Source organism: Microbacterium sp. UBA1612 (genome assembly GCF_002321605.1).
In the GTDB taxonomy this organism is placed as follows: domain Bacteria; phylum Actinomycetota; class Actinomycetes; order Actinomycetales; family Microbacteriaceae; genus Microbacterium; species Microbacterium luteum.
In genome coordinates this window covers 123513-138817 of record NZ_DCMW01000004.1, presented here as the reverse complement: position 1 = coordinate 138817, position 15305 = coordinate 123513, and the positions used below count along the sequence as shown (strand labels likewise).

General features: G+C 70.3%; 15 protein-coding genes and 1 tRNA gene. 14 read left to right on the top strand and 2 right to left on the bottom strand.

Annotated features, from left to right (window positions below; genetic code table 11):
• The first annotated feature begins 570 nt into the window (after window positions 1-570).
• The 14 genes from B3S45_RS02635 (at window position 571) to B3S45_RS02570 (ending at window position 13037) form a co-directional block, all read left to right on the top strand.
• A complete protein-coding gene (locus B3S45_RS02635; RefSeq protein WP_286717206.1) occupies window positions 571-936 on the top strand; it encodes a GntR family transcriptional regulator in 366 nt (121 codons plus the stop codon).
• A complete protein-coding gene (locus tag B3S45_RS02630; protein WP_286717204.1) occupies window positions 933-1982 on the top strand; it encodes a DUF1648 domain-containing protein in 1050 nt (349 codons plus the stop codon). The genes B3S45_RS02635 and B3S45_RS02630 overlap by 4 nt, the downstream gene beginning before the upstream one ends.
• Window positions 1979-2902, top strand: a complete 924-nt coding sequence (locus tag B3S45_RS02625; RefSeq protein ID WP_286717202.1) for a CPBP family intramembrane glutamic endopeptidase — start codon at window positions 1979-1981, stop codon at window positions 2900-2902. Before B3S45_RS02630 ends, B3S45_RS02625 begins: the two co-directional genes overlap by 4 nt.
• A gap of 31 nt (window positions 2903-2933) precedes the next feature.
• Window positions 2934-3650 carry an O-methyltransferase gene (locus tag B3S45_RS02620; RefSeq protein ID WP_286717200.1) on the top strand — a complete coding sequence of 239 codons (717 nt, stop codon included), beginning with the start codon at window positions 2934-2936 and terminating at the stop codon, window positions 3648-3650.
• Between the two features lie 60 nt (window positions 3651-3710).
• Complete coding sequence (eno, locus tag B3S45_RS02615; protein ID WP_286717199.1) at window positions 3711-4991, top strand: phosphopyruvate hydratase; 1281 nt, start codon at window positions 3711-3713, stop codon at window positions 4989-4991.
• A 30-nt stretch (window positions 4992-5021) separates the two neighbouring features.
• Window positions 5022-5549 (top strand): FtsB family cell division protein, encoded by a 528-nt coding sequence (locus tag B3S45_RS02610; protein WP_228480973.1) that lies wholly within the window; start codon window positions 5022-5024, stop codon window positions 5547-5549.
• A gap of 57 nt (window positions 5550-5606) precedes the next feature.
• Window positions 5607-6128 (top strand): DUF501 domain-containing protein, encoded by a 522-nt coding sequence (locus B3S45_RS02605; RefSeq protein ID WP_286717197.1) that lies wholly within the window; start codon window positions 5607-5609, stop codon window positions 6126-6128.
• Window positions 6125-7402, top strand: a complete 1278-nt coding sequence (locus B3S45_RS02600) for a S8 family serine peptidase (protein WP_286717195.1) — start codon at window positions 6125-6127, stop codon at window positions 7400-7402. Before B3S45_RS02605 ends, B3S45_RS02600 begins: the two co-directional genes overlap by 4 nt.
• Before the next feature lie 31 nt (window positions 7403-7433).
• Window positions 7434-8807 (top strand): NAD(P)/FAD-dependent oxidoreductase, encoded by a 1374-nt coding sequence (locus B3S45_RS02595; protein WP_286717216.1) that lies wholly within the window; start codon window positions 7434-7436, stop codon window positions 8805-8807.
• Between the two features lie 25 nt (window positions 8808-8832).
• A tRNA-Leu gene (locus B3S45_RS02590) sits at window positions 8833-8906 on the top strand.
• A gap of 1 nt (window position 8907) precedes the next feature.
• A complete protein-coding gene (locus B3S45_RS02585) occupies window positions 8908-10134 on the top strand; it encodes an alanine racemase (RefSeq protein ID WP_286717193.1) in 1227 nt (408 codons plus the stop codon).
• Window positions 10131-11444, top strand: coding sequence for a D-arabinono-1,4-lactone oxidase (locus tag B3S45_RS02580; protein ID WP_286717191.1), 1314 nt, complete (start codon window positions 10131-10133; stop codon window positions 11442-11444). Before B3S45_RS02585 ends, B3S45_RS02580 begins: the two co-directional genes overlap by 4 nt.
• Before the next feature lie 77 nt (window positions 11445-11521).
• Window positions 11522-12091 carry a LemA family protein gene (locus B3S45_RS02575; RefSeq protein ID WP_194384955.1) on the top strand — a complete coding sequence of 190 codons (570 nt, stop codon included), beginning with the start codon at window positions 11522-11524 and terminating at the stop codon, window positions 12089-12091.
• 52 nt (window positions 12092-12143) lie between these two features.
• On the top strand, window positions 12144-13037 hold the full coding sequence (locus B3S45_RS02570) for a M48 family metalloprotease (protein ID WP_071042872.1): 894 nt from the start codon (window positions 12144-12146) through the stop codon (window positions 13035-13037).
• Between the two features lie 22 nt (window positions 13038-13059).
• Here B3S45_RS02570 and B3S45_RS02565 read toward each other — a convergent pair whose 3' ends face one another.
• Together B3S45_RS02565 and B3S45_RS02560 are read right to left on the bottom strand one after the other, a co-directional pair.
• Window positions 13060-13965, bottom strand: coding sequence for a hypothetical protein (locus B3S45_RS02565; RefSeq protein ID WP_286717189.1), 906 nt, complete (start codon window positions 13963-13965; stop codon window positions 13060-13062).
• Window positions 13962-15254, bottom strand: coding sequence for a winged helix-turn-helix domain-containing protein (locus tag B3S45_RS02560; RefSeq protein WP_286717187.1), 1293 nt, complete (start codon window positions 15252-15254; stop codon window positions 13962-13964). The genes B3S45_RS02565 and B3S45_RS02560 overlap by 4 nt, the downstream gene beginning before the upstream one ends.
• Window positions 15255-15305: the final 51 nt, after the last annotated feature.

Below are 15305 nucleotides of genomic sequence, written 5' to 3'. Positions count from 1 at the left end.
GGCCCTAACTCAGGCTGGACGCGCCGGGGACGGGGCGACACGCCGACAGGACGCGTCTCGCGCCTCGCGCAGCCTGAGTTCGTGCATGGTCGTGGTCGCGACAATGACCGCGACCGCGACCGCGACCGTCACCGTCGCGGTCACGAAGAGCGCCGCCCCCTGGCGCGCCGCCGCTCGGCGCCCGTTCCGCCTCGCGTATGGCCCTAACTCAGGCTGGACGCGCCGGGGAGGGGCAACACGCCGACAGGACGCGTCCTGCGCCTCGCGCAGCCTGAGTTCGTGCATGGTCGTGGTCGCGACAGTGGCCGTGGTCGCGACCGCTACTTCGACTGCGGCCGTCACGAAGGGCTCCGCCGCCGGCGCGCCCTGATTTGCCGGCGCCCGATGCCGTTTCGCCTCGCGCTCGGCCCTAACTCAGGCTGGACACGCCGGGGACGGGGCGACACGCCGACAGGGCGCGTCTCGCACCTCGCGCAGCCTGAATTCGTGCACGGTCGTGGCCCTGACGAACGGCTCTCCAGATCGCCGGCAAGGGTTTTGGATTTATTATAGTGAAAGTATAATAGTGGCGTGCTGATTCGAATCGACCCATCACGCGGCGCGGCCCTGTGGGAACAGGTCGCCGCCTCGGTGCGCACCGCGATCGCCGCCGGGAAGATCCGCTCGGGGGAGAGGCTTCCCTCCGCGCGTGAGGTCGCCGGCTCGCTCGACCTCAACCTGCACACGGTGCTGCGCGCCTACCAGGAGCTGCGCGACGAGGGCCTCGTGGACATGAGGCGGGGCCGCGGTGCGGTCGTCACCGAGGCCGCCGACGGATTGCGCCGGCTCCGCGACGACGTGGTCGCCCTCGCCTCTCGTGCGCGGAGCCTCGGGCTCGCGCCGGGCGTGCTCGCTTCGCTGCTGGCCGATGTGGATCCAGAGGAGGACCCGTCATGACCGTCTCCCCTTCCGAGAACGATCGGAAACGACTCACCCGGGCGCGCCGCGCGTTCGTGTGGTTCGGCATCGTCCTGCCGCTGGCGATGACCGTCGCGGCGGTGGCGATCCAGCTGTGGCTGCTGCCTCGCGTTCCCGACCCCGTCGCGGTCCATTGGGCGGTGTCGGGCGCCCCCGACGGCTACGCGGCGCCGTGGACCGTTCCGGCCCTCAGTGCCGGCCTGGGCATAGGGATGACGCTCGTGCTGTCGGCGTTCGCCCTCCTCGGTTCGCGCGAGGGGGAGTGGGGAGCCACGATGCGGTTCCTCGGCTCGCTCGCTCCCGCCGTCGTGGGTGCCGTGATGGTCGTGATCACCGGAACGTATGCGGCGCAGGTCGATCTGCCGGTGGCCACGCAGTCGGCCGGGATCTTCGGACCGCTCGTCTGGAGCGGCGCCACGGGGATCGTCGTCGGAGTCGTGGCCTGGGTTTCGCAGCCGCGCCTGACGGTGAGCGGCGGAACCGTCCGCCCGGCGACACCGGTCCTCCTGGGGCCGGGCGAGCGCGCCGTCTGGGTGCGCACCGCATCTCTCGCGAGTGGCGGGATGGCGGTGCTCGTCGGTGCGGCGGTACTCCTCTTCGCACTCGCCGCACTCGACATCGCCACCGCGGGAAGCGCCTGGCCGATCCTGCTGATCGTGGCGGTCGTCGTGACAGCGGCCATCCTCGCCACCATGCTGTTCCGCGTCCGCGTCGACCACGACGGACTGAGCGTGACCAGCCTGCTGGGCGTGCCGAGGTTCCGGGTGTCACTCGATCAGGTCGTCGAGGTGAAGGTGGTCACGATCAATCCGATGGCGGACTTCGGCGGATGGGGACTGCGGAAGGCACTGGATGGACGCACCGGCGTGGTCCTGCGCCGTGGCGAGGCCCTCGAGGTCGAGCGCGCGAGGGGCGGAGCCTTCGTCGTCACCGTCGACGATGCGTCGACGGCCGCCGGTCTCCTCCTGGCCCTGCGCGAGCGCGGCGAGCGCGGCGAAGGCGGCGACCACGGAGGCGCCGCATGATGCCCCGGGTCCGCGTCGTGCCGGTCGCGGTCTTCCTCGCCCTCTCGTTCGGCCTCGCCTGGCTCGTCGCACTGCCGCTGTGGATCGACCCGGCGGGGCTCGCGGCACCGGCTGCGCCGTTCCTCCTGCCGGTGATGATGTTCACGCCGACGGTGGCGACCGTCGTCGTCGTTCTCGCGCTTCGCGCCCCGCGAAAGCACCGCCGGGCCTTTCTCGGCATCTGGCCGCTCGGCCCGCTCGGTCGGTGGCTCCGATACCTCGGCATCGCGCTGGTGGTCCCGATCGCGATCGTCGTCGCCGCGGTGTTCCTCTCCGCGGCCTTCGGCTGGATCGACCTCGACCTCGCCGGGCTGTCGGGGTTCCGTGCGCAGCTGGCTGCGGCGGTGCCGGCGGGAACGCCTCTGCCGCCCCTGCACCTCCTGCTTGTGCTGCAGCTGGTGCAGATCCCCCTCGGGGCGGTCATCAACAGCGTCTTCGCCGCAGGAGAGGAGATCGGCTGGCGCGGATGGCTCCAACCCGCCCTGATGCCCCTCGGCGCATGGCAGGCCATCCTGATCACCGGCGTGGCGTGGGGGCTGTGGCACAGCCCGGTCATCCTGCTCGGCTACAACTTCGGCCGCACCGACATCACCGGCGTGCTGTTCATGGTCGGCGGCTGCGTGATGTGGGGACTGTTCCTCGGATGGCTTCGCCTGCGCACCGATTCCGTGTGGCCCGCCGTGCTCGCGCACGGCTCGCTGAACGCGGTCGGCGGCTTCGTGGTGCTGGTCTCGGCCGCCGGCTCCACCGTCGACATGGCCGTCGTCGGACCGCTCGGCGTGGTCAGCTGGGTGCTGCTCGGGATCGTGATGGTCGTCATCGTCGGCCTCGAGAGGATGCGGGCCGCCCGCTCCGCTGACGACACCTCGTCGCCGGGTTGACGTGGGGCGAGCGCAGGGATTTGCTGGGGGAATGGCCGACCCCACACCTGACGCGTGGCGACGCGTGGATCGCTACCTCACCGAGACCCTCGTCGGTCACGACCCCACCCTCGACGCCGCCGTCGACGACCAGAACGCGGCGGGCCTTCCGTCTATCGAGGTCGCCCCCGTCAACGGCAAGTTCCTGCACCTGCTGACCCGCATCGCCGGTGCGCGGCGCATCCTCGAGATCGGGACCCTCGGCGGATACTCCACCATCTGGCTGGCACGCGCGCTGCCGGAACGCGGGAGCGTGGTGAGCATCGAGGCGGAGCCGGTCAATGCGGCACTGGCCCGGGCGAACATCACCCGGGCGGGTCTCGCCGACCGCGTCGAGGTGCGTGAGGGCCGTGCTGCGGATGTGCTCCCGACCCTGTCCGGCGGCGAGCCGTTCGATCTCGTGTTCATCGACGCCGACAAGGAATCGAACACGATCTACCTCGATTGGGCGGCGCGTCTGGGGCGCCCCGGAACCGTCGTCGTCGTCGACAACATCGGCCGAGGAGGGGAAGTCGCCAATCCCGCGACCACAGCGTCGAACGTCATCGGCACCCAGCGAGGGCTGGAGATGCTCGCGCGCGATCCGCGCTTCGACGCGACCGCCCTGCAGACCCTCGACGCGAAGGGATGGGACGGCATCGCCCTCGCGATCGTGGTCGAGCCGGGGCCGGCGCGCGACGCCGGTGGCGTCGAGCGCGGTCATCACTAGACTCGTCTTCGGACCGACGACGTTCCGAAGACCCACCCTCCATCTGACAAGGAGTCCTCAGTGGCACTTATCGAGGCTGTAGGCGCACGCGAGATCCTCGACTCGCGCGGAAACCCGACCGTCGAGGTGGAGGTTCTCCTCGACGACGGCATCGTCCAGCGGGCCGCCGTCCCGTCGGGCGCTTCCACCGGCGCTTTCGAAGCATATGAACTGCGTGACGGCGACAAGGGCCGCTACAACGGCAAGGGCGTCCTCAAGGCCGTCGAGGCCGTGATCGACGAGCTCGGGCCCGCGATCGAGGGCGTCGAGGCGAGCGAACAGCGCATCGTCGACGAGATCCTCATCGCCACCGACGGCACCGACAACAAGGGGCGCACCGGCGCGAACGCCATCCTCGGCGTGTCGCTCGCGGTGGCCAAGGCGGCCGCCGACTCGGCGGATCTGCCGCTGTTCCGCTACCTCGGCGGACCCAACGCGCACATCCTGCCCGTGCCGCTGTTCAACGTCATCAACGGCGGTGAGCACGCCGACAACGGCATCGACATGCAGGAGTTCTTCCTCGCCCCGATCGGGGCCGAGACCTTCTCGGAGTCGCTGCGCTGGGGGACCGAGGTCTACCACGTCCTCAAGGGCGAGCTGAAGGCTGCCGGGTTCGCCACCGGTCTCGGCGACGAGGGCGGGTTCGCCCCCGATCTTCCGAGCAACCGCGAGGGCTTGGACTTCCTGGTGAAGGCGATCGAGAAGGCGGGCTTCACTCCCGGCACCGACATCGCGCTCGGCCTGGATGTCGCGGCGACCGAGTTCTTCTCCGACGGCGTCTACCGCCTGGAGAACAAGGACTGGACCGCTGCCGAACTCACCGATTACTACGTCGGGCTCGTGAACGACTATCCGATCGTCACGATCGAGGACGCGCTCGCCGAAGACGACTGGGACGCCTGGAAGGCGCTCACCGACGTGCTCGGCACGAAGACCCAGCTCGTCGGAGACGACCTTTTCGTCACCAACCCGCAGCGTCTGGCCGACGGCATCGCCCGCGGTGTCGCGAACTCGCTGCTGGTGAAGGTCAACCAGATCGGAACGCTGAGCGAGACGCTCGACGCGGTCGACATGGCGCACCGTGCGGGCTACACGGCGATGCTCTCGCACCGCTCGGGCGAGACCGAGGACACGACGATCGCCGACCTCGTCGTCGCCACCGGTGCCGGTCAGATCAAGAGCGGCGCGCCCGCACGCAGCGAGCGCGTGGCGAAATACAATCAGCTTCTGCGCATCGAGGAGGAGCTGGGCGACGCGGCGGAGTTCATCGGCCGCGCAGCCTTCCCGCGCTTCACGGGCTGATACACCGCACGAACGACGAGAGGGGGAGCCGTGGTCAAGACGACGGCTCCCTCTTCGCGTTCCCGGACGCGCCGTCCGGTCGACGTGCGCACGTGGCTCGGCGGCATCCGGCTGTCCGGGTTCATGGTGATCATGCTCGGCCTGGTGGTGCTGGCGGCCTTCGTGCTCGTTCCCACCATCGGCACCTACGTCGAGCAGCGTCAGCGCATCGACGCTCTCGAGGCGGCGGTCGCGCTCGCGCAGGACGACGTCGAAGACCTCGAGGCCCAGCAGGATCGTTGGCGCGACCCGGCCTTCATCACGACCCAGGCGCGAGAGCGCCTCTACTACGTCAAGCCGGGCGAGGTGGTCTACCTCGTCGACAACGACCTCGCGTCGGCCGATCTGCCGCAGGAGCAGGAACCCGTCAGTGAGGACGTCGAGCAGACCCGGAACGACTGGATGACGCAGATGGTCAGATCGGTCACCGAGGCCGGCCTCGCCCAGACGGTCGTTCCCGTGGACAGCGGCACCGAGGATCCGGCTACGTCCGAGCCGACGGATGACCCGACCCCGTGAGTGCGTGCGGGCCGGCGACCCAGCGGCGGTCCAGACGCGCCCGGTAACGTGGCGCGCGTGATCCCTTCGCCCTTCGCGCCCGTGACCGACGCCGAGCGGGATGTGCTCCGCGCCCAGCTCGGGCGGCCCGCGCGCGGCGTCGTCGGCGTCGCCGCGCGCTGCGCCTGCGGCAACCCGACGGTGGTCGCCACGTCGCCCCGACTGGATGACGGCACGCCTTTCCCCACGTTCTACTACCTCACCCACCCGGGCGCGACCGCGGCGATGTCGGCGCTGGAGGCGACACAGGTGATGGTCGAGTACAACGACCTCCTGGCCGACGATGACGACGTCGCCCACGCCTACCAGCGTGCCCATGAGGCCTACCTCGCCGACCGGGCGCCGTACGGGGAGGTCCCCGAGATCGACGGTGTCTCCGCGGGCGGTATGCCCACGCGCGTGAAATGCCTTCACGCGCTCGCCGCTCACAGCCTCGCGGCCGGCCCGGGGGTGAACCCGATCGGCGACCTGGCCCTCGAACGCGGCGACTGGTCGCCCGCGGTGTGCGTGTGCGCCGAACCCGGAGCGGCGACGACATGAAGCGCGTGGTCGCCGCCGTCGCCGCGGCTCTCCTCGGGGTCACCCTCCTCACCGGGTCGACCGTCGCCACGCCCCCCGCAGACGCCGACTCTCCCGACGACGTCATCGATCCGGTGCGCGGACTGGAGTACTGGCTCGACGACTACGGCATCACCGAGGCATGGGAGACGACCCGGGGAGCGGGGGTCACGATCGCGGTGATCGACACCGGCATCGCGCGGGGTCCCGTCGAGCTGGATCCCGCCGTCGTCGGCGGCACGGACATGTCCGGTCTCGGATCGACCGACGGCCGCACGCCGGTCGGCGCCGTCGACGCGAGCCACGGCAGCTGGGTGGCCTCCCTCGCCGCCGCGCGGGGCACCGGGGCCGACACCGGGATGATCGGCGTCGCGCCGGAGGCGGATCTGCTCTCGATCTCGGTCGGCTTCGGTTCCTCCGCCGCCGTGCCGTTCGTGGACCAGGTCGCCGACGGCATCCGCTGGGCGGTCGACAACGGAGCCGACATCATCAATCTCTCCTTCACCACCAACACGACCGATTGGGACACCAGCTGGGACAGCGCGTTCCAGTACGCCTTCGACAACGACGTGGTGATCGTCGTCGCCGCCGGCAACCGCGGCAGCGGCACGTCGACCGTCGGGGCGCCGGCGACGATCCCGGGCGTGCTCACCGTCGCCGGGGTCGACCCCGAGGGGACCGCCAGCGTCGAAGCCTCGACGCAGGGCATCACCCTGGGCGTATCGGCGCCCAGCGAGAAGCTGCTCGGCGTCTCGGCAGACGGTGCCGTCGTGCAGTGGGACGGCACGAGCGGTGCCGCCCCGATCGTGGCCGGCATCGCCGCACTCGTGCGCTCGGCGCATCCCGACCTCGATGCGAACAACGTCATCAACCGACTCATCCGCACCACGACCCCGGCCAAGGGCTCCTCGGTCCTCTACGGCTATGGGCTCGTCGACGCCGACGCGGCGGTGAACGCCTCCGTGCCGACGGTCACCACGAATCCGATGGGAAGCCTCGAGGAGTGGATCCGCATCTACCGGCGGGCGGATGCAGGGCCCGTGGCCCAGCCGACCGCGGAGCCGGTCGAGATCGAGGCCCTTCCTCCGGCCGAATCGCTCTCTCGCGATGATTCGCCGCTGCTGCCGACCCGGGAGACCCTGCTGTACGGCACCCTCCCGCTCGTCATGGTCACCAGCGCGGCTATACTGGTGGCGCTCGGCGTCACCGCAGCTGTCCGACGCATCCGATCGGCGTCCCGAACGCCCAGCCGCTGACTCAGGGAGTACCCCACTCGTGACCAACACCGTGCCCAAGATCCTCATCGTCGGTGGCGGATACGCAGGTTTCTACACGGCCTGGAAGCTCGAAAAGACTCTGCGCAAGGCAGAAGCCGAGGTCACCATCGTCGACCCGCTTCCCTACATGACCTACCAGCCGTTCCTGCCGGAAGTCGCTGCCGGCTCGATCGAGGCGCGTCATTCCGTGGTGTCGCTGCGACGCCACCTGAAGCGCACGCGCATCCTCACCGGCAAGATCACCGGCATCGACCACGCGTCGAAGTCGGCGACCGTCACCCCCGAGATCGGCGACCCCTTCACCGAGACGTACGACCAGATCGTCGTCACCGCCGGGGCTGTCTCGCGCACGTTCCCGATCCCCGGGATCGCCGACAACGCCATCGGCCTCAAGACGATCGAAGAGGCCGTCGCGATCCGCGACCAGCTCCTGGACAACTTCGACAAGGCCGCGATGATCCCCGCCGGACCCGAGCGCGATCGTCTGCTGACGGTCATCGTCGTCGGCGGCGGCTTCGCCGGCATCGAGGTCTTCGCCGAGCTCCGCTCGTTCGCATCGTCGCTGCTGGCGAAGTATCCGACCATCTCGTTCGAGGACACCCACTTCCACCTCATCGAGGCGATGGGTCGCATCATGCCCGAGGTGTCGCTGCCCACGAGCGAATGGGTGCTGAAGGACCTCGCCAAGCGGGGCGCGTACGTTCACCTGGACACTCAGGTCAAGGGTGCCGTCGACGGCAACGTCGAGCTCTCGACCGGGGAGACCCTGCCGTCGGATCTGATCATCTGGACCGCAGGCGTGATGGCCAACCCGACCGTCGTGCGCGGCAGCGACCTGCCCGTCGAGGAGCGGGGCCGCATCCGCACCCGTCCCGATCTGCGCGTGGGGACCGACGAGGAGATCGTCGAGGGCGCCTGGGCGGCCGGCGACGTCTCGGCCGTGCCCGACCTCACCGGTGGCGGCGTGGGCGGCATGTGCGTGCCGAACGCACAGCACGCCGTGCGCCAGGGCAAGCTGCTCGCGAAGAACATCACGGCGGTCCTGCGCGGCGAGGACCCCAAGGACTACGTCCACAAGAACCTGGGAGCCGTCGCCGGGCTCGGCCTGTACAACGGCGTCTTCCAGTCCGGCAAGCTCGCGCTGAAGGGCTTCATCGCCTGGATCGCGCACCGCGGCTACCACGGTCTCGCGATGCCCACGTGGGAGCGCAAGTTCCGGGTGATCTGGGGCTGGTGGAACAACCTCTGGCTCGGTCGCGACATCGTGAGCCTTTCCAGCGTGCAGAACCCCCGCTACGTCTTCGAGGAGTTCGCGGCGCGCCCGCGACCGGCCGAGCCCGAGAAGAAGGCCGACGCCGACAAGGAGAAGGCCGCCGCGCGCTGAGCGGTAGCGTGGGGGATGCTGCGGCGCCCCCGTAGCCCAACCGGCAGAGGCAGGCGACTTAAAATCGCTTCAGTCTGGGTTCGAATCCCAGCGGGGGCACATGATCGATCTGCTGGCGCGGGAGGCCACCACACCCGGGTGGCATGACGCAGCGGCGTACTGGGGTCGCCTCACGGATGCGGTCTCCGACGTCTCGGGGCCGTGCGCGGTCGTCGAACTCGATGCGCTGCGCCACAACGCCCTCGACATGCTCGTCCGCGCGCGCGGCGTGCCGATCCGGATCGCGACCAAGTCGGTGCGCGTGCGGGAGGTGCTCGACGCGACGCTCGCGCTGCCCGGCTACGCGGGGCTGCTGGCCTACACGCTGCCCGAGGCGCTGTGGCTCGCCGAGGCCCACGATGACATCGTCGTGGGCTACCCCTCGGCCGATCGCGCGGCGCTCGCCCGCCTCGCAGCCGACGAGCGCGCCGCGGCGCGGGTGACGATCATGGTCGACGACCCGGCGCAGCTGGATCTTCTGGACGCCGTCGCCGCCCCGACCGCGCGCTGCGAGGTGCGCGTCGCGATCGACGTGGACGCCTCCTGGCGCTCGGCCGCGCTCGGTCACGTCGGCGTCCGCCGATCGCCGCTGTTCGCCGCCGCCGACGTCGCCCGCCTCGCCCGGGCCATCGTCGCCCGCCCCGGGTTCCGGCTCGTGGGACTCATGATGTACGAGGCGCAGATCGCCGGCCAGCCGGACGCCGTCGGCACCGATGCGCCGGTCATGCGGTGGATGAAGCGACGCTCGGCCGCCGAGCTCCACGACCGACGGGCCGGCATCGTCGCCGCGCTGCGCGAGATCGCGCCCCTGGAGTTCGTCAACGGCGGGGGAACCGGCTCGCTCGAGTCGACGGCATCCGATCGCTCCGTGACCGAGCTCACCGCCGGCAGCGGACTGCTCGCCGGCCATCTCTTCGACGGTTACCGCGGGTTTCATCCGGCGCCGGCATCCGCCTTCGCGCTCGAGGTCGTCCGGCGTCCGGCTCCCGACATGGTCACGGTGCTGGGAGGCGGATGGATCGCGTCGGGGCCACCGACGCCGTCGCGGCAGCCGGCACCGGTGTGGCCGAAGGCGCTGCGCACCCTCGCCCGCGAGGCGGCCGGCGAGGTGCAGACGCCCCTCCGAGGCGCTTCGGCGGGATCCCTCGCGATCGGCGACCGGGTCTGGTTCCGGCACGCCAAGAGCGGCGAGACGGCGGAGCACGTCGATGGCGTCCTGCTCGTGGCAGACGGCGAGATCGCCGGCGAGGCGCCGACCTATCGCGGCGAGGGGAAGGCGTTCCTATGACACGACCCGGGGCGACGTGGCGCAACTGGGCGCGATCGGCCGCCATCCGACCGCAGCGGATGGAGTTTCCGCGCACGGTGGGTGCGGTGGCGCGAGCGGTGACGGCGGCGCGAGAGCGGGGGATGCCGATCAAGGCCGTCGGCGCGGGCCACAGCTTCACCGGCATCGCGGTGGCGCCCGGTGCTCTGCTCGATCTCACCGACCTCTCGGGGGTGGTCTCGGTGGACGCCGAGCGGGCCCGCGTGACGTTCCTCGCGGGAACGAGGCTGCATCAGATCCCGAAACTGCTCGCGCCGTACGGGCTGGCCATGGCGAATCTCGGCGACATCGACCGCCAGTCGATCTCCGGGGCCATCTCGACCGGAACACACGGCACGGGAGTACGCTTCGGAGGACTCTCGACCCAGGTCGTCGGCGTGGCGCTCGTCGCGGGCGACGGCGAGATGCTCCGGGTGAACGAGCACGAGAACGCCGACATGCTTCCGGCCGTCGCCCTCGGGCTCGGCGCGCTGGGCATCCTCGTCGAGGTCACCCTGCAGTGCGTCCCGGCGTTCCTGCTGAGCGCGGTGGAGAAGCCGGAGCCTCTCGACGAGGTCCGTGCGAGCCTGCATCGGCGCGCGGCCGAGGCGGATCATTTCGAGTTCTACTGGTTCCCCCACACCGACAGCGCGATGACGAAGACGAACACGCGCCTGCCCGAGAGCGCGCCGCGCAAGCCTCTCGGCGTCATCGGGGGCTGGGTGGACGACACCCTCGTCGGAGGTGCCCTGCATCAGGCGGCGTGCGGCATCGCCAAGGCGGTGCCAGCCAGCGTGCCTGCCATCGCGCAGGCCTCGGTGCGGCTCTGGGGGGACCGCGCCTTCACCGACGCGTCGCACAAGGTGTTCGCCACCTCCCGATCGGTGCGCTTCCGCGAGATGGAGTACGCGCTGCCCGCATCGGCCGTGGGCGCGGCCTTCGACCGGCTGCGTGGCCTCATCGACGACGAGGGATGGCGCGTGTCCTTTCCCGTCGAGGTGCGCTTCGCCGCGGCCGACGACCGGTGGCTGTCCACGGCGTACGACCGCGACACGGCCTACATCGCGGTCCACCGATACTGGCGCGAGGATCCGTCGGAGTACTTCGAGGCCGTCGAGCAGATCATGCTCGCACACGACGGACGGCCGCACTGGGGGAAGATGCACACGCTCGGCGTCGCCGATCTCGGCCCGCGCTACCCGCGCTTCGCGGACTTCGTGGCGCTGCGCGACCGCCTCGACCCCGATCGCCTGTTCGGCAACCGGTACCTCACGCGCGTCCTGGGGGAGTGACCCCGCAGCCCGCGGGAGTGCTGGGAGTCCGCGGCTCGGGCACGTGAGGTCCGCGGGTGCGGACTAGGATGGCGACCATGTGGGAATGGCTTATCCCGGTCCTCATCGTCGTCGCGATCGTCGTCATCGCCGGTATCTACCTGTGGGCGACGTACAACTCGCTGGTGCAGTTGAACGTTCGCGTCGACGAGGCGTGGAGCGACATCACCGTGCAGCTGAAGCGACGCGCCGACCTGCTCCCGAATCTGATCGAGGCGGTGAAGGGGTATGCCGCGCACGAGAAGGCGGTTTTCGAGAACGTCACGCGCGCTCGCGCGGAGACGCTGAACGTGGCGAGTCCGGCGGAAGCGGGCGTCGCCGAAGGGCACATGCAGCAGGCGCTGAAGTCGATCTTCGCGGTGGCGGAGGCCTACCCCCAGCTTCAGGCCAGCCAGAACTTCCTCCAGCTCCAGCAGGCGATCGTCGACACCGAGGACAAGATCCAGGCATCGCGCCGGTTCTACAACGGCGGCGTCCGGGAGCTGAACACCAAGATCAAGGTCTTCCCGAACAACCTCTTCGCCAAGAACCTCGGGTTCAGCGAGCGCGAGTTCTTCGAGGTCGTCGACGGCGCCGCGATCTCGGAGCCGCCGCGCGTGCAGTTCTGACGCAACAGCTGACGTACCGCATCGCAGTTCACACGGCGAAGGAGGACCGACCGTGTACAGCGCCATCGCGCGGAACAAGCGCAACACGTGGTTCATCCTCATCGGCTTCGTCCTGGTGCTGGGGGCGATCGGATGGATCGCCGGCTGGCTCCTGGGCAACAACTGGTTCGTGACCGGGTTCATCCTGCTGTTCGCGGCCGGATACGCCACCGTGCAGTACTTCTTCGCCGACCGGGAAGCGCTCGCGATGGCGGGAGCAGTCGAGGTGTCGTCGCACGACGCGCCGCGATATTTCCGGCTCGTGGAGAACCTCTGCATCACGACCGGAACGCCGATGCCGAAGCTCTACGTGGTCGAGGATGCCGCCCCCAACGCGTTCGCGACGGGGCGCACGCCCGAGAAAGCGGCCATCACCGTCACCACGGGACTGTTCGAGATCATGACCGATCGTGAGCTCGAGGGAGTCCTCGCGCACGAGCTGGGCCACATCCGGAACTACGACATCCGCGTCTCGCTCATCGTCTTCGGTCTCGTCGTGGCCGTCGGGATCCTCGCCGACATCATGCTGCGTGCCGCGTTCTTCGGCGGGATGCGGCGCGGAGGCGGCAACAACGGGCAGGCGCAGCTGCTCTTCATGATCTTCGGCCTCGTCGCCGCGATCGTGGCACCCCTTCTCGCCGGGGTGGTGCAGGCGGCGATCTCGCGTCAGCGCGAATACCTGGCGGATGCCACGAGCGCCCTGACCACCCGCGACCCGGACGGGCTCGCGTCGGCTCTGGCCAAGCTCTCCCAGGAGGGGAGGCCGCTGCAGCGGGAGAACACGTCCATGGCGCATCTGTGGTTCGCGAATCCGCTCGCGCCGAAGGCCTTCGCCAAGATGTTCGCGACCCACCCGCCGATTCCCGACCGCATCGCACGACTCCATGAGATCGGCGGCTCCTTCTGAGGTGTCAGAAGCCGCTGTGGGCTCAGAAGGCGCGAATCACCAGCTGCGCGCCGTCGAAGGTGATCGCGCCGCGCATCATCCAGTCGTCGGTGCGGTAGGTGCGCGGTTCGTCGCCTTCCCGCGCCTGGCCGCGGACGGTAGCGACGAGCACTCCGTCGGAGGCGACGAGGACGCCGTCGACACCGAGGTCGGCCACGCTCGGGTAGGCATCGATGCGGTAGTCGATCGACGCGATGGACGTGAAGTCGGCCGGCCACGGAACGTCGAATCCGCACGAGGCGGGAACGCTCTGCGCGGAGACCGTGCACGCTTCGGCCCACGCATCGACCGCGCGTTGCACGGCGTCGACGGCCCCCGCGGCGAGTTCGGTCTCGACGACGACGTGCACCGTTTGCTGCGGGGTGATCGCGGCATCCGTCCGACCCGACAGCACCTCTTCGGGAACGGCGACGACGGGGTAGACCGCCGGAAGCACGTCGACGACGGTGTCGGCCTCGACCACCGCGTCGCCCATCGTGACGGCTGCGCCGGGAGTGGTGGATGCCGACAGCTCACCGAGGTCGTCACCGGCGACCTTCCAGCCGTCGCTGTCGCCGATCACGGCGAACTGCAGCGGCCGGCGCTCCCCGGCGAGCTCCGCCGAGGCGGTCACCGCGCCCTCGTCGCCGTCCACGACCACATCGTCGATCCGCGCGTCGACGATGTGGTCCGCGCCCGCGAACGCGTCGATCGCGAGCGGCGAGAGCGATCCCCTCCGAACCTCCTGGATGGTGTCGATGTCGCCCTGCTCGAGCGCGGTGAGGTAGACCTGCGCGATATCCCGCGGGGCCGATGCCCGATCGGCGGTCGAGGTCCACCACCACACCATCGCTGCGGCTCCGAGCACCACGGCGACCGATGCGACGACGACCGCGACGCGACGGCTCACGAGGCGACCTCGGCCGGCGCATCGGGCTCGGCGGGAGAGAGGGCTTCGGGGCCGATCGGTCCGGCATCGTGGCGGGGTGCGCCGCCGAGCATTCGAGCGATGTCGTCGGTCGCATCACCCCAGTGCGAAACCGAGACGGTCTCCAGACCCTGCCAGGAAGCAGCGGCGCGCAGCCGATCTGCGACCGCCTCGGCGGCGTCGCGGGGGGCGCCGTGCTCCCACCAGGCCGACTGGACGAGCAGTCGGCCCGTCGGTCGGTCCGCCTTGAGATCGACGCGCCCGACGATGTCGTCGCCGACGAGCACGGGCAGGGAGTAGTAGCCGAACCGGCGGCGGTTCGCGGGGGTGTAGATCTCGATCCGGTAGGAGAAGTCGAACAAGCGCTCGGCGCGGTCGCGGAACCACACCACCGGATCGAAGGGCGTGAGCACGGCCGCGGCCTCGACGTGCCGCGGCAGTCGCGCGTCGCGATGGACCCACGCCTTGGCGGGACGCCCGCCCGAGGTCCAGCCCTCGACCCTCACGGGCGAGAGGTCGCCCGCATCGACGAGGTCGCTGACGGCGGCGAGGATCGCCCTGCGGTCGCGGATGCGCCAGTAGTCGGCGAGATCGGCGGCGGTAGCGACCCCGTATGCCGCCGCGGCTCGACGGACGAGCTCGCGGATCGCGTCCTCACGGGGCACGGGAGCGCGTGCGTCGTCCGGGATCACCTGGGAGGCCAGGCCGTAGCGGCGTTCGAATCCCCGGCGTCCGGCGATGGCGACCTCGCCGTACAGCCACAGGTACTCGAGCGCGGACTTCACCTCGTCCCAGTCCCACCAGGGTCCGCGCCGGGACCGGTGGGCGTCTCGCTCGATGTCGGCCGGACGCAACGGTCCGCGGGCGGCGAGCTCGTCGCGCACCCACGACACGGTCTCGGCGTGGCGCCGCGTCCAGCCGTCGGGGGCGTCGTACTTCCGGCGCAGCTCCCGCATCCGGAAATCGAACAGTCCCCAGTCCGCCGCGGGGATGAACGCGGCCACGTGGGCCCAGTACTCGACGAAGGGCGCCCGCCGCGCGAACAAAAGCCGATCCAGGTCGGCGGTCTCATAGCTCCCCAGGCGCGAGAACAGCGGCATGTAGTGCGATCGCGCGAAGACGTTCACGGAATCGATCTGGAGAGTGCCGAGGCGGCGGATGGTCGCACCGAGCGTGCGCACCCCCGCGCGGCCGTCGACGGGGCGCTTGCCGAAGCCCTGGGCGGCCAGCGCCATCCGACGCGCTTCCGGGGCGCTCAGCGTCTCCTTCACCCGGTCAGCCTAACGGCCCCCTCCGACGCGGCCCCGGCCTCGCGGGGACCT